Below are 22,775 nucleotides of genomic sequence, written 5' to 3'. Positions count from 1 at the left end.
CGACATGCCAGAAGAAAGTTGGTCACCTTATGACCGAGCCGAAAGCAACAATCCTTCCGGTCTATTTTGTGGCGGATGAGTCCTATTCGATGGCCGACGACATCGGGGACCTGAATTCCGGACTGACGAGTCTGCTCGACGCGCTGCACCTGGCGTCGATGGCCGCGGCAAAGGTCCGATTCTGCGTCATCGGATTCTCCGACACCGCGGTGTGCCACCTGGAGCCGACCGACCTGCGCAACCTCGACGATATGCCGCGGCTCACCGCGCGCGGTTCGACGTCGTTCGCCGCGGCGTTCGCCACCCTCACCGCCCGGATCCCGGCCGACATCGCGCGGCTGAAATCCGATGGCTACCTGGTGAACCGGCCCGCAGTCTTCTTCCTCACCGACGGCGCCCCGAACTCCGGGGACCCGTGGCAGGCCGAGCGCGCCCGTCTGACCGAATTCGCCGCCCGCCCGAATATCCTCGCCTTCGGCATCGGCCAGGCGAACGCGGACGTGATCAGACAGGTCGCGACGAGCCCGCAGTACGCCTTCATCACCGCGGCGGGCACCGACACCGGGGTGGCGATCTCGACGTTCATCACCGCACTGACCCAGTCGGTGATCAACTCCGGCCAGGCTCTGTCCTCGGGCCAGGCGTCGCTGCAGATCCAGAAGCCGGACAACTTCCTGTCGCTGGCCGTGGACACCGTCTGATGTGGTCGAAAGCGAAGCGGGACAGGGGGACTCCCAGCCTGCGCGAACCCGAGGCCCAGTCGCCGAACCCGGCCGTGGATGTCGTACCCCGCACGAACCTGGTACCCCGCGCGGACCCGCCGGAGTCGATGGGGTGGCTGTCGAGCCGGCCGATCATCGTCGGCGATCCGACACCGGAATTCGAGCCCAGCGCGGTCAGCAACGGGTACCGGCGCACGCCGTACCGGCCCGACACCGTGATCGACGGCTGGTCGCACGGCGGATTCACGATTCGGGCCGCCTCGCTGCGCGGACATCTGCACCGATACAACGGCGCGCCCCGGCAGGACGACCTCGCGATCACGGTCCCGGGTGACCGCGGCCGACTGGCGATCGCGGTCGCGGACGGGGTCTCGGCGGCCCGCCACTCGCACATCGGCTCGACCGCGGCCGTACGCTATGCCACCCAGTGGCTGGAATCCGAGGCCACCGGTGAACTTTCGGACATCGCCTGGCGGTCATTGTTCGAGAACACTGCCTGGACGCTCATCGAACACGCCGCTACCGTGCTGTCGACACCGGACACGGACGCAGCACAGGCCGAGCTGGCACTCGCGACAACCCTGACATGCGTTGTGTGCGAAGCGAACAACGACGGCACGTTGTCGGCCGTGATCGCCGGCGTGGGTGATTCCGGGGCATGGTTGCTGTCGGATGGCGTTTTCCACCCGGTCTGGGGCGGCAAGGAGCCGACCGACGCCGGACTGACGTCCTCGGCCGTGAGCGGGCTGCCCCGCGTGCCCGATGACATCCGGCCGGTGGAACTCGTCATCTGGCCGGGCGACGTATTACTGGTCGGGACAGACGGTTTCGGCGACCCGCTCGGCGGCGGCACGGGGGTGGTCGGCGGGTTGTTCCGCGACACGCTCGCCCACCGGGTGCCCGCGCCGATCGAGTTCGCCCATGTCCTCGACTTCTCCCGCGAGACCTTCGACGACGATCGCACGCTCGTGGCCGTCTGGCCCAGCGGGGGGTAGGAGAAACAGCGATGGTGCAGCAGCGGTTGAAGCGGTCCGCCCTGGGCGCGTTGCAGAAATTGGCCGAGGGCGGCCAAGGAGTGGTGTACCACGCGCCACGGGCGCGTATGCAGTACGCGACTTCGATGGTTTACAAGGAGTACAAGCCGACCGTGCTGCCGACGGTGGACGTCGCGGCCTTGGAGGCAATGCCCGACTACCTCGAATCGCTGTCCTTCTCAGAGGGATTCGATCTGCTGTCGCGGGCGGCATGGCCGTGCCGGCTGGTCGAGGAGGACGCCTCGGGCACCGTGATCGGATTCGTGATGCCGGCAATCCCGGGCAAGTTCTTCATCGACATGACCGTCTCCTCCGGGGTGACATCGACCACGGCGCAGTTTCAGCATCTGCTCAACGACGACAGCGTTCTCACGCGGCGTGGAATCGCGTTGACCGACCGGAACCGATACGAACTGCTGATCCAGACCGCCGAGTCGCTGTCGGTCCTGCACCGGCAGCGCATCGCGATCGGCGACATGTCGCCGATGAACCTGCTGTTCTCACTGCGACCGGACCCACAGGTCTACCTCATCGACTGCGACGCAATGCGATTGGGGGATCGCACGGTCACCGCGCAGGTCGAGACTCCGGATTGGGAAGTCCGGGCGGTCAATTCCGGCGAGGACCTCGCCACTCCGGAATCCGACGCGTACAAACTCGGATTGCTGGCCCTGCGCTTGCTCGCCGGTGACCAGAGCATTCGCGATCCGGATCGGCTCCCGCCGTTCGTACCGGCCCCGGTCCGCGCTCTGGTCGGCGCGGCGCTGTCGGCAACGCCTAAGGCCCGGCCCGCGCCCGCAGACTGGCTCGCCACATTGGCCGATGCCGCTCGGACCGCGTCGACACACCGGCCGCGGCTGTCGGCACCGCGTCCGCCGGCGGCCCCGGCACCCCGGCAATCACCAGCGGTGCAACCGATCCCAGCGATTCCGTCCCGTCCGGCGCTGTCGACGCGACGGCGGGGGCCGGCGGCGCTGGCGGTCGCCGCCGTGCTCTTGGTCGCGGGGATACTGCTGTTCAACCACAGCACAGGCCGGACCTCCGGTCCCGCACTCGCCGGCTCCCGGCCGGTGACCACGTGCTCCCTGCCGCCGAAGATCTCCGTCACACGTGCTGCAGCCGTGGGGGATTCGCTGGAGATCAGCGTGAATGCCGTCGCCGCGTGCCCCGGGGGCGATGTGCTGTCGTCGAGCCGGACCAGACTGACCGTCTCGACCTCCGCCGGCACCGTGGCGTCGGGCATCTTCGACCTGTCGGTCTCGCCCATCGTCCTGCCGCCGACGCCGAGCACCGCCCAGCAGGTATTCCGATTCCCGGCCGGCCAATTCTGGCGGCCCGCGGACACCCTGTCCATCACAACCGATTTGGCGGTGTCGGTCGAGCAGGCGGGAAGCCAGGGCGCGGCGGGCATGACGAGCGCGACGGTGGGCGGTGTGGTGACGGCCGCACCATCGACATCCGATGCCGGCTACACCGAGGCGATGAGCCTGGCGGGACTGCAAGCCACTGCCGGGGCGGACCAGTCCGTCATCCTGCGGGACCTGGCGGATCGCTGGGTGCCGCAGTTGAGTTCGAAGAAACTCGACCTCCTTGCCGAGGGAATCACCTGGCACCACACCGATATCCTCGCCGAGCATCTCCGATTGCGTCAGCGCTATCCGAATGCGCGGCTGCTGTGGTCGGGCACATGGTCGACCTTCAGCTACCCGGACTACTGGATCACCATTGCCGGAGTCGCCTTCCCGACCTCCGACGGCGCGATCCAATGGTGCGCCGCCAACGGATTCGACCGCGACCACTGCTACGCCAAACTGATCAGCACCACCCACCCGGTCGACGGCAGCACCCGCTATCAATCGTGAAGGGCGAGAAGCAGTTGCAGTGCAAATGCACCTGCTATCGATCTCACGTCTCGGTCACAATCAGCTCGAGAGAAATCGAGTCGAAGCCGCAACTGTTGACGATCCTCGCCCGGTTTCGCGGGCACGCAAGTGGAACCGTTCGGCGCAGTCCTCGGACTGGTCGGCGCCAGCCAATTCGCGGCACAGTACTGGCTGGAAGCTGATCGCCCGGTCTCCAAGGGGGGATGCGGTCGATGCTGTAGTCGCGCTGTGCTGGGGTGGTCTGTCGTCTGTGCCGCGCCGGCCGGTCCCTGATGGGCAAGGTGTTGATTCATATGTTCCCGAGTGGCGGGCGCATCCGTAGCACACTCCGTCCCATAGGGTGCTGCTGATGGGTAGGAGCACCTGAGAGACATTTCTCTGTTCGTCATTGTTTCGAATTTCCGGTGGGTATCGGTTTGTGCCGCTACGAGATCAGCCCTTTAAGGAAACCAATGCGAATCCTGCTTCTCGCAAGCGTATTCAACAGCCTCACGCAGCGTATGCACGCGGAATTGCGGCAGCGGGGGCACTGCGTGGGGGTCGAACTGGCGCTCGGCGACGAGTCGCTACGGGCAGGCGTAGCGCGATTCCGGCCCGAATTGATCCTTGCACCGATGCTGACAGTCGCTGTGCCAGAAGATATTTGGTCGGAGAACACAGTGCTGATCGTGCATCCGGGTCCGAAGGGTGACCGAGGTCCGTCGGCGCTGGACTGGGCGATCAGTTCCGGTGCCACCGAGTGGGGCGTCACCGTTCTGCAGGCTGTCGCGGAAATGGACGCGGGTCCGATCTGGGCCTCGGAGTCGTTTGTGATGCGGCTCTGTGGGAAAGGTGAGTTGTACCGTACCGAGGTCGCCGATGCAGCGATGTGCGCGGTTTTGCGGGCGGTTGACCAATTCGAGCAGGGGGGCTTCGAGCCCGAACCGCTCGACTACGACCGTCCCGATGTCCACGGACGGCAGCGGCCGTATCACGCGCAGGAGTTTCGACGTATCGATTGGTCCAGCGACAGCACGGAAATGGTGCTGCGCAAGCTGCGCGCGGCCGACTCCCGACCCGGCGTGCTGGACGAGCTGTACGGGCGTCAGTACTTCGTGCACGGCGGGCATCGCGAGGATCGACTGCGCGGGGCGCCAGGCGCCGTTCTCGCTACTCGGGATGGTGCGATCTGCCGAGCCACCGTGGACGGCGCGGTCTGGCTGCCGCAGTTGCGCAGCCGCCGGATGCCCGGCGGCCCAGCGACTTTCAAACTGCCCGCCACTGCGGTGATGGACCGCGAGCTCTTGGCCGGAGTGCCGGACCTTCCCATTTCGGCAGCCGAGGCCGCAACCCGCGATACCTGGTCGGAGCTGCGGTACTACGAACTCGGGAACGTCGGCCATCTCGAATTCTCTTTTGCCGGTGGAGCAATGAGCACGGATCAGTGCCGGCGGCTACTGGACACGTATCGGCAGGCGTGCGCTCGACCGACAACCGTGCTCGTGCTGGGGCCGGCGCGCGACTTCTTCTCCACCGGCATCCACCTCAACGTGATCGAGGCCGCCGGCGACCCCGCCGACGAGTCCTGGCGCAATATCAACGCCATCGACGACCTGGTCGAGGCGATTCTCACGACCACGGACAAATTGGTGATCTCGGCGTTGGCCGGGAACGCGGCTGCGGGTGGAGTGATGCTGGCACTGGCCGCTGACGAGGTTTGGTGCCGGGAGGCCACCGTGCTCAACCCGCATTACCGGCTGATGGGTTTGTACGGGTCCGAGTATTGGACCTACACGTTGCCACGCCGGGTCGGTACACAGCAGGCCGATCGCCTGATGCGGGAAGCGCTGCCGGTTGGTGCACGTGCCGCCGAGGCTCTCGGCCTGGTGGATCTTGTCGTTCCAGGAGATGTCGGAGAGTTTCGCGCCTGGGTGAGGCGAGAGGCCGCCATATTGTCGGCGGCCGGGTCTGCCACAGCGGGTCGACTGCTCGCGAAGAAGCATTGCCGCGCAGTGGACGAGGCGGCAAAGCCCTTGGCGGCGTATCGATCCGAGGAACTCGGCCGGATGCGTCAACACTTCTACGGTGCGGGCGAACCCTATCACCGGCTCCGCCACGACTTCGTGACGAACGTTCGCCCCTCGGCCACTCCCGCCCACATTCTCGGATAACTCACGCAAACGGAGCAGACCTGATGGTTATCGATCATTTCAGGTACGGGTGGGGTATCCCAGCGGTCGCCTACCTCATGTTGGTCAGCGGATTCGTGCTCGGCCCGCGCTGCGTGTCGCAAATGACCTCGCCGTCGCTCGCTTTCGTCGGCGAACGCGGCGCTCGTGCCGACTCCAGGTCGCGCACATTGGTCTGGTAGTGGCCCACCCGCCTTCTCCTGGATCCGGTCACGGTCGGCAGTGATATGACCGAATGATCGTACTTGATGATCTGGTCATAGTCATGGCAGTGTTGCCGGGACTGCCGGGTGTGGATGTATCTGTCGGAATCCACCACTTCTGACGCTCTTATCAGAATCGCCTTGACAAGGGATGTAATCGCAACTGATGATTTGATCAACATTGGTTCTGGAGGTGGAGATGACAAGCATCGACAAGGGCGTCGGCACCGGGCGGACGGTCCGGGTGGGGGGACGGCAGATCTACTTCGACGAGGCCGGTTCCGGGTCCGCGGCGGTGCTGCTGCATGGTGGCGGGCCCGGGGCGTCCGGGTTGTCGAACTACTCGCGCAATATCGAGGCGCTGGCGCAGCGGTTCCATGTCATCGTGCCGGACATGCCCGGATACGGGCGGTCGTCGAAGTGGATCGACCCGGCCGACCCGTTCGGTGATCTCGCGCAGGCGGTGGGCGGGTTGCTCGACGAGCTCGGCATCGCCTCCGCGCATCTGATCGGCAACTCTTATGGCGGCGCCGCGGCACTGCGGCTGGCCATGGACCGCCCGGAGAAGGTGAACCGGCTGATCCTCATGGGGCCCGGTGGTGTGGGCACCACGCGTGCGCTGCCTACCGCCGGACTTCAGCAGCTGCTGAACTACTACACGGGCAGTGGCCCGAGCCGGGAGAAGCTCACCCGCTTCATTCGCGAATACCTGGTGTTCGACGGTGATTCGGTGCCCGAGGAGCTCATCGAGGCGCGTTATCAGGCCAGCCTCGATCCGGCTGTGGTGGCGAATCCGCCGTTGCGGCGGCCGTCGGGGCCGCTGGCGCTGCGCACGCTGTTGCGCATGGATTTCACGCGCGACTCGCGCCTGCGCAAGGTCGAACAGCCGACGCTGGTGGTCTGGGGGACCGATGACAAGGTGAACCGGCCGGAGGGCGGTCGCATGCTGGTCGACGCCATGCCCAACTGCGACCTGTACCTGGCGGCCAACACCGGCCACTGGGTGCAGTGGGAGCGCGCGGACCTGTTCAACACACTGGCCACCGCTTTTCTGGAGGCGTAGCAGTGAGCGAGTTCCTGCGTCCCGATACGGACGGCTCGGTCTTCGGTGCGGTGCATCTGGGATATATTGTCGTGCAATCGAATCGGCAGGCCGATTGGCGGCGCTTCGGCGCCGACGCGATCGGGATGCACGTCGACGCCCTCGATAGCGCCGGTCTGCGCTTCCGCCTCGATGACCACACCTGTCGCTTCCTCGTCCAGCGTGGTCCCGCCGAGGACGTGACCGCACTCGGCTGGCAGATCGATGATCACGAGACCTTCGATCGCATCATCGCCCGGATCGCCGATCGCGGCGTGCCGATCGCCGAGGGCGCCGCCGAAGAGGCGCTCCTGCGCGGAGTGGAGCGGTTGTGGCGCTTCGCCGGGCCTAAAGGCCTGGTGCAGGAGATCTTCACGGCGCCGGTGACCACCCCCGAGCCGTTGCGGATGCTCAGCTCCGGCTGGGTGACCGGTGAAGCCGGTATGGGGCACGTCGCGATCGTCTCGCGGGAGCCCGAGGCGTTGCGCGGCTATTACGAGACCGTTTTCGACTCCCGGTTGTCGGATTACATCGACGAGACCGTTTCCGGGCTGAAGATGAAGATCCGTTTCCTGCGGGTCAACGAGCGCCACCACTCGATTGCCATCGCCAATCTGCGTGGCGTGAAGGTCGATCCGATCCGGACCCGGGTGCAGCACATCAATATTCAGTCCCTGACGTTGGACGACATGCTCGCCTCCTTCCAGCGGGTGGAGGATCTGGGCTTCCGGATGGCGTGGTCGGTCGGCCAGCACACCAACGATCGGCAGCTGTCGTACTACAGCGTGACTCCGTCGGGCTTCGAACTCGAGGTCGGCTGGAACCCGATCATCATCGGCCCGGAGCTCGAATCCACCTGGGAGCCGACGACTTACCAGGGCATCAGCAGGTGGGGACACACCCCGGTGGGGGAGACGGTGCTGGACAGGTTCGGCCAGTTCCGCCAGGCGCTGCGGACCGTGCGCACACCGGAGATCACCGTGCCGGAACTGGCAGGAGGACGCATCCGATGAACACCGACTACGACGTGGTGGTCGTGGGCCTCGGCCCGAGCGGCCTGACCCTGGCCAATCTGCTCGGCCGGCGTGGAGTCAGCGTGCTCGTCCTGGAACGCGAGCCCGAGTACTACGGCCTCGCGCGGGCGGTCTATACCGACGACGAAGGCATGCGAATCTTCCAAACAGCCGGTGCCGCAGACGAACTCGCGGCAGACATGAATGTCGACTCCGCCGTGCAGTGGGTGCGCGCCGATGGCCGGGTGCTGATCCAGTTCCAGCAGACCGAACGCCGGTTGGGCTGGCCGGTGGTGAACTTCCTGTACCAGCCGTACCTGGAGAACACCCTCGAACGCGCACTGGAGCGGTACCCGCACGTGACGGTGCGCCGCGGCCGGGAAGTCGTCGACTTCAGCCAGAACGCGGACACGGTCACCGTGGTACACGCCGAGTGCCACGGCACCGATTACGGCAAGCATGTGCCGAGCAGCGATCCGGACACGGCCGAGCGGGTGCGCGCGAAGTTCCTGGTCGGCTGCGACGGGGGCCGCAGTGTGGTGCGTACCAAACTGGGAATCGACATGACCGGCACCAGCTTCCCGGAACGCTGGCTGGTCGTGGACTTGAAGGCCCGCGACGGCGTGGACGCCTTCCGGCATCTGCCGTACTTCGATTTCGTCTGTGATCCCGAGCTGCCGATCGTGTCCTGTCCGCAGCCGGATGGGCACCACCGATTCGAGTTCATGCTCAACGACGCGCAGACGAAGGAGGAGATGGAGGACGACGAGACCGTCCGCCGCCACCTCGAACGCTTCGTGAACCCGGACGAGGTCGAGGTGCTGCGCAAGCTGGTGTACACCTTCAACGCGGTCATCGCCGACCGCTGGCGCGTCGGGCGGATCCTGATCGCGGGTGACGCCGCGCACATGACCCCGCAGTTCATCGGCCAGGGCATGAATTCCGGGGTGCGCGATGCCGACAACCTGTCGTGGAAGTTGACCGCGATCATCAAATACGGTGCGAGCCAATCGATTCTGGACAGTTACGAATCCGAGCGCCGCCCGCACGCCAAGGCCATGATCGATCTGTCGGTGTTCAACAAGGCGCTGGTGTCCGTGGACAACAAGCTGGTCGCGGCGGCCCGGGACCTCGCGCTGACCACCGCATTGCGGGTGCCGGGGCTGAGCGGATGGATTCGGGAGGCGAAAATGCGGCCGGCGCCGCGCTTCCGCCGCGACGCCTACCTCGGCCTGCCACGCCGCGGATGGCGTGGAGTCGAAGGCGGACTGGCCCCGCAGCCGGAGATCCGGACGTACGACGGACACCACCGTCGTTTCGATGATGTGCTGGGCCTGGGCTTTTCGGTGATCGGTTACGGCGTCGACCCGCGTGCCGGACTCGGCGCGGACGACCTGGCGGCGTTGCGCGCGCTGGGTGCCCGGTTCGTCACCCTCTATCCGCTCGGCGGTCGACCACAGGGCAAGCCCGGCGATGGCCGCAATGCGGGTGCCGACTACGTCGATGTCGAGGACCACACGGGGGCACTGGCTCGCTTCTTCGCCAAGGCGGGCATCGGCATCGGCGGGCTGCTCCTGCTCCGCCCGGACCGGTATGTCTTCGGCGGCGCGGACCCCGGCCGCGGCGGTGCGCTGATCGCCGAATTGTTCAGTCAACTCGGGGTTTCCGTGCCGAGTCCGCTCGAGGCTGTCGCACCCGCAGAACACGATCGGACCGCGGCCGACCCGGCCCCATCCGATGCGGAGTCCGCGGCTACCGAACCCCACTTCGAGGAGGCCATGTGACCGCCATCGTGACTGATTCGCCCGCAGTGCGCGCCGCCGCCGAACGACTGGCCGTCGCTGCGCGCCTCGGTACTCCGAGCGCCCCGGTGCGCGATCTCATCGGCCCCGACGATGTCACGCTGGCCTACGCGGTCCAGCGCCTCGGGGTCGACGAGCGGGTGGCCGCGGGCGCGCGGATCGTGGGCCGCAAGATCGGACTCACGTCCCCGGCGGTGCAGCAGCAGCTCGGCGTCGACCAGCCGGATTTCGGTGTGCTGCTCGGCGACATGGATGTCACCGAAACGGCGGCCGCGCAACGGCCCCGGCTGTTGCAGCCCAAGGTGGAGGCCGAGCTCGCCTTCGTGCTGGACGCCGACCTGGACGCCGACCTGCTGGACGCGACCAGCGTGCGCGACGCGGTCGACTACGCGGTCGCCGCGATCGAGATCGTCGACAGCCGCATCGCCGGCTGGGACATCAGCTTCGCCGACACGGTCGCCGACAATGCCTCCAGCGGCTGGTTCGTGCTCGGCTCCGAGCGGCTGTCGCTCACCGAGTTCGAGCCGCGCGAGATCGCCATGAACATGGCGATCAACGGTGAGATCGTCTCCACGGGAACGGGTTCGGCCTGCCTCGGGGATCCGCTCGAGGCCCTGGCCTGGCTGGCCCGCGCCGCCCGCGACTTCGGCGAGCCGCTGCGGGCCGGGGAGATCGTGCTCTCCGGCGCGCTCGGACCGATGGCGCCGCTGCGTCCGGGCGCCCGGGTGCGCTCCGAACTGTTCAGTGGCGCAAGGACACTCGGCGCCGTCGAATTCGCTCTGGAGGAGGAACAATGAGTCACCGGACGAAAGTAGCCGTCATCGGCTCGGGCAATATCGGCACCGATCTGATGATCAAGGTACTGCGCCACTCCGACACGCTGGACATGGCGGCCATAGTCGGTATCGATCCCGCCTCCGACGGTCTGGCCCGCGCGGACCGGCTGGGCGTACCCACGACGGCCAAGGGCGTCGAAGGACTCATCGCCATGCCGCACTTCGACGAGATCGAGATCGTTTTCGACGCTACGTCCGCCGGTGCGCATCGCGCCAACGCCGCCGCGCTCGAACCGTACGGCAAGCGGCTGATCGACCTGACTCCGGCCGCCATCGGCCCGTTCGTCGTTCCCGCGGTCAATATCGACCAGCACTTGGACGCGCCCAACGTGAACATGGTGACCTGCGGGGGACAGGCCACGATTCCGATCGTCGCCGCCATCGCCCGCGTCACCGAGGTGCCCTATGCCGAGATCGTCGCGTCCATCGCCTCGAAGTCGGCGGGTCCCGGTACTCGCGCCAATATCGACGAGTTCACCGAGACCACCTCGCACGCCATCGAAGTCGTCGGCGGGGCGACCGGCGGGCGGGCCATCATCGTCCTCAATCCGGCCGAACCGCCGCTGATCATGCGCGACACCGTGCTGGCGCTGATCGGCGACCCCGATCCGGGAACCCATGTGGCCGTGCGGGATTCGATCGAGCGGATGATCGCCGATGTCGCCGCGTACGTGCCGGGCTACCGGCTGAAGCAGGCCGTGCAGATCACGCCGGTCGGCCCGGGGGCGCCGCTGCACACTCTGGTCGGTGACGCCGTTGTCACCCACCAGGTTTCGGTTTTCCTCGAAGTCGAAGGCGCCGCACACTATTTGCCCGCCTATGCCGGAAACCTCGACATCATGACCTCGGCCGCCGTGCGCGTCGCCGAACGCGTCGCCGCCACCACCCGGGAGAGTGTCCGATGACAGAAGTTTTCCTCCAGGACGTGACGCTGCGGGATGGCATGCATGCCCTGCGGCACCGCATCACGCCGAAAACCGTCGCCGCCGTCGCGGCGGCGCTGGACGCCGCCGGTGTCGACGCCGTGGAGGTCGCGCACGGCGACGGGCTGCACGGCGGCAGCCTGACCTACGGTCCCGGCAGTAACACCGACTGGGAGTGGCTGGCGGCGGCGGCCGGTGCGCTCACCCGCGCCCGGCTCACCACGCTGCTGCTGCCCGGTATCGGCACCATCGACGATCTGCGCCGCGCCTACGACCTCGGCGTGCGCTCGGTACGGGTGGCCACCCACTGCACCGAGGCCGATATCGCGGCCCAGCACATCGCCTACGCCCGCGATCTGGGCATGGACGTGTCCGGCTTCCTGATGATGAGCCATATGAACACCCCGGCCGGCCTCGCCGCCCAAGCCAAGCTCATGGAATCGTATGGCGCGCACTGTGTTTACGTCACCGACTCCGGTGGCAGGCTCACCATGAGCGGGGTCCGTGACCGCGTGCGGGCCTATCGCGACGTGCTGGAGACCGCCACCGAGATCGGCATCCACGCGCACCAGAATCTCTCGCTGTCCGTTGCCAGCAGCGTGGTTGCGGTGGAAGAAGGCGCGATACGCGTCGACGCGTCGCTGGCGGGTCTCGGTGCGGGAGCGGGCAATACGCCGCTGGAGGCGTTCGCGGCCGTCGCCGAGCTCAGCGGCTGGAAACACCGGGCCGAGCTGAACCGGCTGACCGACGCGGCGGACGACCTGATCCGCCCGCTGCTGGACCGGCCGGTGCAGGTCGATCGCGAGACGCTCACCCTGGGCTACGCTGGCGTGTACTCGAGCTTCCTGCGGCATGCCGAAAAGGCTTCCGCCACTTATGGAGTCGATGTCCGTGACCTGCTGACCGAGGCCGGTCGCCGTGGCCTGGTGGGCGGGCAGGAGGACATGATCGTCGATATCGCCCTCGACCTGATCGGCGGCCGGGCGGGGTGACCTCAGGATTCCGGCAGCTGCGGCAGCTGCGGCAGCGGACTGCTGGTGAGCTTCTGCGCGGCGCGCTTGTTCATGCCGAACATGCGCAGCATGTGAAAGGTCATCTCGTCGGTGCGCGCGTCGGCGTCGGCGTCCGGCTGGGCGTCCAGCAGCTGCAGCAGGCCCAGCAGGGCACCGCCGGCGGCCATGATCGCCATATCCGCATCCATCGGCTCGAAGCGGCCCGCCTCCTGCGCGGCGAGAATATCGCGGCGGGCGCGCGGGGCCAGGCCCTCGTCGTGCAGCAGGATCGACATGCCGGAATGCAGGATCACCCTCACCATTTCCGGCATCTGCCGCTGCAGACGCCCGGTCATCCGGAAGCTGACCGCGAACACCTCGGCCGGGTCGTCGTAGAGCTCCACGATGCGGTCACGCAGTTCGGCGTAGACCTGCAGGGCCGAGCGCACCGCCTCGTCGAAGAGCTGCTCCTTGGAGTCGAAGTGGTTGTAGAAGGATCCGAAACCGACATCGGCCGCGTCGGTGATCTCTTGAATGCTGACCGCGGATCGCCCCTCCGACAAGAACTTCCGTGCTGCGCCGAGCAACGCGTTACGGGTGCGCTCGCGCCGCCGGTCGATGCGATTTCGAGTGACAGGTTCGGCTGCCATGGTCTCACTTCCGGTCGAAAACCTTACGCGAATCATATCTGACAAATCCATCAGACACGATTTCGCCCTCCCAACCGCTGTCCCCAATTCAGAAGGCGATGAACGAAGTGCGCGAATCCTTCCCACGGCCGCCGGCGACGATGAATCGCCGCCGGGTTCTGGGCGGCGTTGTCGCGGGTACGCTCGGCGCCGCGGCAACCGCTGCGGCCGTGCCGATCGACCTGGCGGTTCCTGCCCGCGCCCAGCAGCCCGCGCCGACCGGCGCCTACCGCATCGATCTGCATGCGCACTTCCTGCCGCCGGATTACCGCGCCGCACTGCTCGAGCACGGTCACCTCACCATCGGTGGCTACCCGACGCCCGACTGGTCGCCGGAAGCCGCGATCGCGTTCATGGACTACTACGGCATTCAGGCGCAGGCGCTTTCGGTGTCCGACCCGGGCGTATCGTTCCTGTCCGGCAGGGCAGCCGCCGACATGGCCCGCTACTGCAACACCTATGCGGCAGGGCTTTTCAAATCCGACCCGAGCCGTTTCGGCGCGTTCGCGGTACTACCGATGCCCGACATCCCTGCCGCCATCGAGGAGGCGATCTACGCCTTGGACGACCTTCACCTGGATGGGGTCATCCTGCTGTCGGCCTACGACGGCGTCTATCTCGGCGACCCGCGATTCGAACCGCTGATGCTCGCGCTCGAACAGCGCCGCGCCTATGTCTTCGTCCATCCCGCGGCCATCCCCGGCACCGCCAAACCCGCGCTGCCGCTGCCGGATTTCCTCGAGGAATTCACCTTCGACACCACCCGCGCCGCCACCATGATGATGCTGACCGGGGTGACCCAGCGGTACCCGAATATTCGCTTCCAACTCGCCCACGCCGGTGGAACCTTGCCCTTCCTGTCCTGGCGGGTCGGTGTGGCCTCGGAAACCGTGGTGGGCCAGATGTGGCCGCAGGGCTGGCCGAAGCCCTCGCTGCTCGATGTCGCAGGACAGATCTCGAACTTCTACTACGACACGGCGCTGAGCGGTTCCGCGGCGGCCATGTCGAGCGTGCTCGCGGTCACCGCTCGCGAACACATCGTCTTCGGCTCCGATTGGCCCTTCAGTGCCATGACACTCCCGCAATCGGGGACCCACGATCCTGCTCCGGGGCTGAGCGATATCTTCGATACCGATCAGCGCATGGAGGTCGAACGGCTCAACCCGCTACGACAGCTTCCCCGGCTCGCACAGGCAGTGGACGGGTGACCCGTAGCTTCGGCTCGCACTGCGAGGCGAGCCGGAATATTTCGCCGACCGTGAATCGTCCCTGAAGGAGGAGAAATCGTGGGACACGGGAACCGCATCGACACCCATCAACACCTCGTGCCGCCGAAATACGCGGACTTGCTGCACGCCAGGGGAATTCGTCCCGGCGGCATCGATCTGCGGCCATCGACCGCGGTAACGCGGAGGCGTTGTTCCCCCGGCTGAAGGCTCGAGGGCCTCTCGTACCGGTGTGTGCTGAATGGTTGCGCGATACGCTTTGAAGGTGCCGGTGAGGGTGGATGGCACCAGAGCCGTGTCGGATATTTCGGTTTGGTTGTCGAGCGTCGCGTCGGGCCACACCTCGGGGATTCATGTTTCGGGGTATCGATGTGGTGCATGAGTCCCTCGAGGATCGGATCATCGATCCGGCCGAACTGAGCCGTACGGCGCTGGCAGCGGCCGTGGCCCGGTTTTCGCAGGCGTGGGCGGCGTCCGGGTGCCCTCCCGACCTGGCGGCGTACCTGCCCGCGGCGGATACCGACCGGCGCGCGGTGCTGGTGGAACTGATCAAGGTCGACCTCGAGAACCGCTGGGTTCGGCACCACTTTCCCAAGCGCCTCGCCGAATATTGCGAGCAGTACGCCGAACTGCGGAGCGGCCCACCCCCTGCGGACCTGGTCTACGAGGAATACCACGCCCTGCGTCGCGGCTCGCAGCCGGTTGCGGGGGAGGAGTCGACGGAAGCCGGGGCTACCGAGCCCGCGGCCACGGAGATCGGTGGGCCTCCTGCCCGGCTGGACACCACCGAATATCGCAGCACGATGATTGCCCGCCCGAGCGCGCAGGTCGCTCTTGGGGCCATCAATCCGGGTGACCGGGTCGGGGACTTCGACCTGCTGACGATGATCGGGGAGGGCGCGTTCGCCCGCGTGTATCTCGCGCGGCAGCGCTCGATGCAGCGGCTGGTCGCGGTCAAGATTTCGCACAACCACGGCACCGAGCCGGAAACCCTCGCCCAGTTGGATCACGAATACATCGTGCGGATCTTCGACCAGCGACTGATCGCCGACGGCGAGCTCAAGCTGCTCTACATGCAGTACCTGCCGGGCGGCACGCTGCTCGACGTCCGGAATCGACTGCGATCGACTCCGGTGCAGGCGCGCAGCGGGCAGGTGCTGCTCGATGCTATAGACGGGGTACTCGAGGACAAGGGGGAGGTTCGTCCTGCCGATACGGCGATGCGGGCCCGGATCGCCGCGATGACGTGGCCGGAAACGGTCGCCTGGCTGGGTCGCGGACTCGCCGACGCGCTCGGGCACGCCGCCGAACGCGGGGTGTTGCATCGCGACATCAAACCGGCGAACGTGCTGCTGAGCGCCGACGGCATACCCAAGCTCGCCGACTTCAATGTCAGCTTCAGTCAACACATCCGGGGCACCAGTCCCCTCGCGTACTTCGGCGGATCGCTGGCCTACATGTCGCCCGAGCAGCTCGAAGCGTGCCATCCGGAGCTACCGAGGACGGCCGGCGACCTCGATACGCGCAGCGACATCTACGCGCTGGCCGTCATGCTGTGGGCGCTGCTCACCGGACGCGTCCCGTTCGCGGACGAGGAGTTCGCCGGCATGTCGGAGACGTCGCTGGGCCGCATGCTCGAACTGCGCCGCCGGCCCATCGATCCGCGATACCTGTCCGACGTTCCCTCCGATTGCCCTGCGGCGCTGCGGCAGGTGCTGCTCACCTGCCTGTCGCCGGACCGCGAGCACCGCTACGGCAGCGGATCGGAATTGGCTGTGCAGCTCGATCTGTGCCTCGACGCCCGGGCCCGTGACCTCGTCTATCCGCCGGAGAACAGTTGGCGGGCACGGCTTTCGCCTCACTACGTCCCGATCCTGTGGCTTATCGCGTTGGTCGCCGACGGCCTGGCGGCGGGCTACCTGTACGGGGAGACCATGCAGTTCGGCAGCGGACTCTTGACCGGTGCCACCCGCTCGGAGCTCTTACGGTTCACGAACATCTTCCACCTGATCGCCTGGCCTCTGGCCGTCGTGAGCTGGTTCTACATATGTCGGCATCTGATCGCGGTGCCCCGCGGCCTGCGCAAGGGCAGACGCTACGACGAGGCGATGCTGGCCCGGGTCCGGTCGTTCACCCTGCTCTGGGCCGACTTCGACGTGATGTTCACCCTGGTGTTCTGGACGATCGGCGCGGGGGTGTTCGTGGCCCTGCTCGGCACGGTGGTCCGGCTTCCGCCGCGGCTGCTGGTGCATTCGGCGGAGTTCGTGCTGGTGTGTGGCGCCTTCGCGGTTTCCTACACGTTCTTCGTGCAGGCGTTCTACATCGTCCGTTGCGTGTACCCGATCTATTTGCGCTATGGCCATACGACGGCTCGCGATTCCGCCCACCTGCGAGCACTGCACCGCAGAAGCACGGTCTACCTCGGCATCGCGGCATCGGTGCCCCTGGTCGCCGTGGTTACCGGATTGAGCTACCTCGGGCAGGACGAGCGTGCGCGCATCATGAATTCGGTGCTGTGGTTGTGCGTGATCACCGGGCTCGCGTTCGTGGCCACATACTGGCTGTTCCGAAAGTTGGAGGCCGATCTGCGGGCCCTCGAGCGGGTCGTCGAGAAGCGATCGGGCGTCGAGGTCGCATGACAACCCCCGGCGCGGGACGCTAGGAGGCCACTGCGCCGGCCATGCCGCGCTCGATCGCCGCGACGATCTGCGGGCGGAGCGCGGCCGCGGGGATGATCGAGTGCACGGAACCGACCTCGCGGGCGCGCGCGATGGTGTGGATCGCCTCGAACTCGGCGGCGACCTCGCCCAGCTTGTCCGACCGCACCGCGGCCTGCCGAGCGGCCAATTCGAGTCGCAGCCGGGCCCTTTCGGCACCGTCCGCGGCGATCCGGTGCTCGAGCTCGCGCACTTCCGAGTCCGCGGCAGTGCGGTTGTTCACCTCGCGAGAGAACACGACCGCGGCCGCGGGTGCGCCGCCGATCACGGAGGCGAACGAGCCTTCGACCGCGAGCACCTCCATGTTGTCGTTGAGCGCGCCGGAGAAGACCACGAACGCTCCGCCGTGGTAGCGCGAGATGACGCAGAACACGATCGGGCCGTCGAAATTGACGACCGCGCGCCCGATTTCGGCACCGTATTCGAGTTGGATATTGCGCAGTGATTCGGGGGAGCCGTCGAAACCGGAGAGGTTCGCCAGAATCACCACCGGCCGGTTGCCGCTGGCGGCGTTGATCGCGCGGGCCGTCTTCTTCGACGACTGGGGGAAGAGGGTTCCCGAGGTCCAGGTGTCCGGGCCGTCGGCCGGGACCCAGCCCTTGCGCTGGATCGTGCGAGATTCGAAGCCCACCACGGTCACCGGGTAGCCGGCCAGATGGGCGTCGAACACCACCGAGGTGTCGGCACCGGCCATGTCCGCCCACCGCTCCAGCACCGTGTGGTCCTGGTCGACCACCGACCGCATCACCGTGCGAATATCGAACGGCTTCTTGCGCTCCGGGTTCTGCTCGGCGGAGAAGATGTCGCCGACCACGCTGAAGTCGCTGGACCGGTGCACATGCGGGTAGCTGCGCACGTCGCGGTCGACCGGATCGGTGGTGACCGCCCGACGCGGGAAACGTTCGCCCGGAGCGACATACGCGTGCTCGTAGTGCGCGAACAGAATGTCGCAGGCGGCCGTCAGGTTCGGCGCCCAGTACTGCGCCTCGCCGTTCGGGCCCATCACCCGGTCGTAGCCGCCGATGCCGAAGTTGTCCTCGGCCGAGACACCGCCGGAATAGTCCAGCGACTGCTTGCCGGTGAGCACCATCGCGCTGTCCGGAGTCATCACCAGAATGCCCTTGGTGTGCGCCAGCATGGTCGCCTCGGCGTTCCAGTACGGCTGGGCGCCCACATTGATGCCCGCGACGATGATGTTGATCTCGCCGCCGCCCTGGGTGAAGGTGATGATCCGGCGCAGCGCGCGCGACACCCAGTCCATGTTCTCGGTGCCGCTGTCCATCGAGATGGTGGCGCCGGAGGACAGCGCGAACCATTCCACCGGCACGCCAAGGCCTTCCGCGAGATCGATCGCGGCGACCACGCGTGCGCATTCGTTCCCGGCGACGGTGCCCAGCGCCTTGGTCGGGTCACCGAACAGGGCGATACGGGTCATGCCCTCGGGATAGCGGTCGGTGATCGTGGTCACCTTCCCCACGATCATGCCGGCCGTGTTGTGGCCGTACGGGCGGTCCACCGGCACCAGCTTTCCGGACGAGTCGATGTCGAGTTCGGTGAAGCTGCCGTGACCGCGGGTCAGCTGCGGAATCAGTTCATACGGATAGACGGTGCCGCGAGCCCTGGCGCGCTGCACCAGCTGGGCGTACTCGTCGAGAGGACGCAGCGGATCGGTGGGCGGCTCGGTGATCGCGAAACTGATCTCGTCGCTCGAATGATACGAGAAGCGAAGCGCCACATCGCGAATCGTGTCGTCGGGGCCCGTCGAGAGGCGGCCGATGATGGTGATCTCCTCCAGTCCGGCGCCGAGAGTCAGCGGCGCGATGGTGTGCGCGATCACCTCGATGCGGTCGGCCGGGATGTCCATCACCGGCCAGACGAACAGCGCAATCCGGTTGTGGTCCAACCGCTTCGGCTCACGCTGCGTCTGCGCCCGGCGGATGCCGTCGAGGCACGCCGCGATCTTGCGCTCGATCGCCGGGACGGTCACGATCTCACCGTTCTCGTCACGCTGTGCGGAGAAGTCGCGTACCTCGGCGAGTGCGATGAACCGCTCGTCGGCCGGATTGTCCTTGGCGACAGAGTGATACAGATAGATGCCGGACGGCGCGGGCAGACGGGTGCCGTTGAAGTTCTTCAACCGCCACAGGTCCAAACGCTGGCCGGTGAGCGGATGCATGTCGCGGATGATGGGGTCCTCGGCGAGCCCGGATGCCGTGTGGCGGAAAGTGACGTGCCGGACGTCGGCAGTGTCGCCGTCCAGCACCGCCACCGAGATACGCCGCCAGGTGCCGGACTGCGGATGCGCTTCCAGTTCGGTGCGCAGCGCCGCCGATAGCTCGTCCCCGTCGGCGGGCGCATCGTGCCACGAGATGTACACGTCGACAACCAGATTCGGCACATTCGGCCCCGCCACGTCGGCCACGACGTCGAGTGTGGCCGCCAGATCGGCATGCTCGGCCACCGTGGAGACCAGGTGCAGACGCTCCCCGGCGAGCTCGAACGTGCCGGTGACCAGGTGCCGGCCCGAGCGGTCGAACGCCTTCACGTCGTCGAGGGCGTGGATCCGGTAGTACTGCCGGGTGATCACCTCGAGCAGCGGGTTCGGATCCGACATGTATTGTCCCAGTAGGCCGGTCAACGGTTCCGGGGCGTCGACCATGGCCGCGACGCGCCGCGCGTAGAAGGAGGCGCCGGGCCGCCGGGCCAGGTAGGCGAGGCTACCGCGCACCTTGTCGTACACATCCTCGCGGGCCGCGCGGATCACCGGCTCGTCGAATACCCGGAAGCGCAGGGTGCGTGCCACATCGCCGATCAGCGGGTAACGCAACTGCGTGGCCAGGATGAGACGGTCGAGCACCTCCCTGAGCTCGGGCACCTCGGCGGTGCGCTCGTCGGCATTGGCCAGCCAGCGCTCGAGTTCCCCGGCGATCACCGGTACCTGGTTGTCCATCCGTTGCAGGGCGAGGAACAGGCGATAGACCGCCTCCTCCAGTTCGGGCGTGCGGTCGAGCGAGGTCACATCGTAGTGGCGCAGCGCACGAGAAAGCCTGGCGCGGAAGGACTCCGGCAATCCCTGCACATCCACGTCGAGTGACTGCAGGAACGAGTGGAAGTGTTCGCGCGGGCTGTGCACGGGGTCGGCCACCTCGCTCTCGCCGATGGTCGGGCGGTTGCGGGACAGCTCGCAGACGTCGGCGAAGGTGGTCAGGATCGCGAGTTCCGCCTGGGTCAGCTCCGGGTCGTCCTCCGACAGCTCGTTGCGCAGCTCGTTGTATTCCTCGAGCAGCGTGCGGGCCCGGGCGGCGCTGACGTCGTAACCCGTGAGCAGGGTGCTCATGGCGTCGAGCCGCGCGAAGGCCTCGGAGCGGGCGTCGCCGCGGATCTGCTCGAGCGGCTCGAACTCCACGCGGCGGGTCTCGGCGACGTTCGCGACGGCGTCGCCGGTATCGATGGTGTCCACCCGCAGCAGCGGCGCACCGGCATCCACCTGCGAGTTCACCACGGCGTTGAGCTCTCGGACCCGGCCCGGACCGGGCGCGCGGACCGCGGTCTCCATCTTCATGGATTCCAGCACCACCAGGGTGGCGCCGGCCTCGACCTCGTCGCCGACGGCGACGGGAACCGCGACCACGACGGCGGGCGCGGGTGCCCGCACGATGCCGGCCTCGTCCTGGCTGATCTGGTGGCCGACGCCGTCCACCTCGACCAGGTAGCCGGTGGGCCCGGCCACGGAGACGACATGGTGGCGGCGGTGAGCGATCGCGTAGCGGCTTTCGAAGGCGCTCAGCCGATCGACGACGACCTCCAGGTCACCGGAGTCGCCGCTCACCTGGTAGCGCCGCGGGCCCACCTGGCCGACCACCAGCGAGTAGGGATGGTTGCGATAGGACAGCTCCACCGTCCGCCCGATGGCGTGCCTGGCCCGCGGGCGGCCGCCGCGTGCGGAGGAGAGGAACGCGGCACGCTCGTGCGCTTCCTCGGTGTCGTAGGTGTCGATGGCGGCGGCCAGCAGCGCGACATCGGCGACCGCGGTCGGGCCGTCCGCGGTGCCGGCGCCGGTGCGATCCAGCCAGCCGGTGTCGGCCTCGCCGGAGATCAACTCGGGGCGGTTCAGCAGGTCCAGCAGGAACGACTTGGTGGTGGTGCCACCCTCGACGACGACCGTGGTCTCGCGCAGCCCGGTGCGCAGCCGGGCGAGCGCCTCGTCGCGGTCGCGGCCCCACGCGATCACCTTGGCCACCATCGAGTCGTAGTCCGGCGGGATCACGTCGCCTTCGGCGATGCCGGTGTCCACCCGCAGGCCCGAACCCAGCGGGAACCTGAGCAGTTGCAGCCGGCCGGGCGCCGGAGCGAAACCGTTGTCGGCGTCCTCGGCATTGAGCCGGGCCTCGATCGCGTGGCCGAATTCCGTCGGGCAGTCGCCGTCGAGCGCGCCACCGGACGCCACGTGGATCTGCAGCTTGACCAGGTCGAGGCCGGTGGTGGCCTCGGTGATCGGGTGCTCGACCTGAAGGCGGGTGTTCACCTCGAGGAAGGTGAATCGCTGCTGGTCGGGCTGGTAGAGGTATTCGACGGTGGCGGCGCCGCAGTAGCCGGCCGCCTTCACCAGGTCGGCGGACACCTTGCGCAGGTGATCGGCCTCGTCCTTGGTCACCACCGGGGACAAGGATTCCTCGATCACCTTCTGGTTCTTGCGCTGGATGGAACAGTCCCGCACGCCGGGCGCCCACACCGTGCCGTGGCTGTCCGCGATCACCTGGACCTCGATGTGGCGGGCGCCGGTGACCAGGCGTTCCAGGAACACGACGGGGTCGCCGAAGGAGCGTTCGGCCTCGCGCTGGGTGCGCTCGAGCGCGAGATCCAGTTCGTCCTCGGAGTACACCTTGCGGATGCCGCGGCCGCCGCCGCCCGAGCGGGACTTGACGATCAGCGGGTAGCCGATGGCGTGTGCGTGCCGGCGGGCGTCGGCGCCGGTGTCGACCGGGCCACCTGACCAGGGGGCGACGGGCACCCCGACCTTCTCGGCCAGCAGTTTGGCCTCGATCTTGTCGCCGAGCAGGCGCATGGCGTGCGAGGACGGACCGATGAAGGTGAGGCCGAGATCGCTGACGAGATCGGCGAACACCGGGTCCTCGGCCACGAAGCCCCAGCCCACCCAGACGGCGTCGGCCCCGGACTCGATCAACGCGCGCTCGAGCTCGGCGTGATCGAGGTAGGGGTTGGTGACGCCGTTGCGCCGCAGGGTGACGCTCTCGTCGGCTTGACGGACGAACAGCGCGCGCCGCTCGGCATGGGTGTGCAGGGCGATGGTGCGGATCCCGTGGTTGTACTCCGCATTGAGCTCGCGGACAGCCCGGATCAGACGCACGGCCGGCTCGCCTCTATTGACTATGGCAATCCGCTGGATCATTTCTGCGTCCATTCTCGTGTCGGCGAATCGCGTCGTCGGCATTCATTGTTAACACCGCTTCGACGGTGTGCCGCGC

At 67.2% G+C, this 22,775-nt stretch carries 14 protein-coding genes and 1 pseudogene; 13 read left to right on the top strand and 2 right to left on the bottom strand.

Translation table 11 applies throughout. The annotated features are described in order from the left end of the window. Positions 1–29 precede the first annotated feature (29 nt). The 11 genes and pseudogenes from ABZ909_RS17095 to dmpG all read left to right on the top strand — a co-directional run bounded on the left by ABZ909_RS17095 (position 30) and on the right by dmpG (position 12,657). Complete coding sequence (locus ABZ909_RS17095; protein ID WP_357000209.1) at positions 30–701, top strand: VWA domain-containing protein; 672 nt, start codon at positions 30–32, stop codon at positions 699–701. Further along, entirely contained in the window at positions 701–1,717 is a 1,017-nt protein-coding gene (locus ABZ909_RS17090; RefSeq protein ID WP_357000207.1) for a protein phosphatase 2C domain-containing protein, read from the top strand. The genes ABZ909_RS17095 and ABZ909_RS17090 overlap by 1 nt, the downstream gene beginning before the upstream one ends. Positions 1,718–1,728: 11 nt before the next feature. After that, a complete protein-coding gene (locus ABZ909_RS17085; RefSeq protein ID WP_357000205.1) occupies positions 1,729–3,618 on the top strand; it encodes a hypothetical protein in 1,890 nt (629 codons plus the stop codon). A gap of 123 nt (positions 3,619–3,741) precedes the next feature. After that, positions 3,742–3,961 (top strand): annotated as a pseudogene (locus ABZ909_RS17080) (hypothetical protein); the annotation flags it as partial. Positions 3,962–4,043: 82 nt separating this feature from the next. Next, positions 4,044–5,789, top strand: coding sequence for a hydrogenase maturation protein (locus tag ABZ909_RS17075; RefSeq protein ID WP_357000203.1), 1,746 nt, complete (start codon positions 4,044–4,046; stop codon positions 5,787–5,789). 420 nt (positions 5,790–6,209) lie between these two features. Then, on the top strand, positions 6,210–7,073 hold the full coding sequence (locus ABZ909_RS17070) for an alpha/beta hydrolase (RefSeq protein WP_357000201.1): 864 nt from the start codon (positions 6,210–6,212) through the stop codon (positions 7,071–7,073). Between the two features lie 2 nt (positions 7,074–7,075). Further along, the gene (locus ABZ909_RS17065) at positions 7,076–8,104 is read left to right on the top strand and encodes a VOC family protein (protein WP_357000198.1); all 1,029 of its coding nucleotides are present in this window, start codon (positions 7,076–7,078) and stop codon (positions 8,102–8,104) included. Next, on the top strand, positions 8,101–9,888 hold the full coding sequence (locus ABZ909_RS17060; protein WP_357000196.1) for a bifunctional 3-(3-hydroxy-phenyl)propionate/3-hydroxycinnamic acid hydroxylase: 1,788 nt from the start codon (positions 8,101–8,103) through the stop codon (positions 9,886–9,888). Before ABZ909_RS17065 ends, ABZ909_RS17060 begins: the two co-directional genes overlap by 4 nt. Further along, entirely contained in the window at positions 9,885–10,703 is an 819-nt protein-coding gene (locus ABZ909_RS17055) for a fumarylacetoacetate hydrolase family protein (protein WP_357000194.1), read from the top strand. Before ABZ909_RS17060 ends, ABZ909_RS17055 begins: the two co-directional genes overlap by 4 nt. Then, positions 10,700–11,647 (top strand): acetaldehyde dehydrogenase (acetylating), encoded by a 948-nt coding sequence (locus ABZ909_RS17050; protein WP_357000192.1) that lies wholly within the window; start codon positions 10,700–10,702, stop codon positions 11,645–11,647. Before ABZ909_RS17055 ends, ABZ909_RS17050 begins: the two co-directional genes overlap by 4 nt. Continuing rightward, on the top strand, positions 11,644–12,657 hold the full coding sequence (gene dmpG / locus ABZ909_RS17045) for a 4-hydroxy-2-oxovalerate aldolase (protein WP_357000189.1): 1,014 nt from the start codon (positions 11,644–11,646) through the stop codon (positions 12,655–12,657). Before ABZ909_RS17050 ends, dmpG begins: the two co-directional genes overlap by 4 nt. 2 nt (positions 12,658–12,659) lie before the next feature. Here the strand turns inward: dmpG and ABZ909_RS17040 are convergent, their stop codons facing one another. Beyond that, positions 12,660–13,307, bottom strand: a complete 648-nt coding sequence (locus ABZ909_RS17040; RefSeq protein ID WP_357000187.1) for a helix-turn-helix domain-containing protein — start codon at positions 13,305–13,307, stop codon at positions 12,660–12,662. A 98-nt stretch (positions 13,308–13,405) separates the two neighbouring features. Here ABZ909_RS17040 and ABZ909_RS17035 point away from each other — a divergent pair, with 98 nt between their 5' ends. Further along, the gene (locus tag ABZ909_RS17035) at positions 13,406–14,554 is read left to right on the top strand and encodes an amidohydrolase family protein (protein WP_357000184.1); all 1,149 of its coding nucleotides are present in this window, start codon (positions 13,406–13,408) and stop codon (positions 14,552–14,554) included. 389 nt (positions 14,555–14,943) lie between these two features. Continuing rightward, the gene (locus tag ABZ909_RS17030) at positions 14,944–17,211 is read left to right on the top strand and encodes a serine/threonine-protein kinase (RefSeq protein WP_357000181.1); all 2,268 of its coding nucleotides are present in this window, start codon (positions 14,944–14,946) and stop codon (positions 17,209–17,211) included. Positions 17,212–17,230: 19 nt separating this feature from the next. Here the strand turns inward: ABZ909_RS17030 and ABZ909_RS17025 are convergent, their stop codons facing one another. Then, positions 17,231–22,699 (bottom strand): biotin carboxylase N-terminal domain-containing protein, encoded by a 5,469-nt coding sequence (locus ABZ909_RS17025; RefSeq protein ID WP_357000178.1) that lies wholly within the window; start codon positions 22,697–22,699, stop codon positions 17,231–17,233. Positions 22,700–22,775 lie beyond the last annotated feature (76 nt).

This window comes from Nocardia sp. NPDC046763 (assembly GCF_040645495.1).
Lineage (GTDB): Bacteria > Actinomycetota > Actinomycetes > Mycobacteriales > Mycobacteriaceae > Nocardia.
Note: the sequence above shows the minus strand (reverse complement) of the source record. Positions and strands in the feature narration are given on the sequence as shown.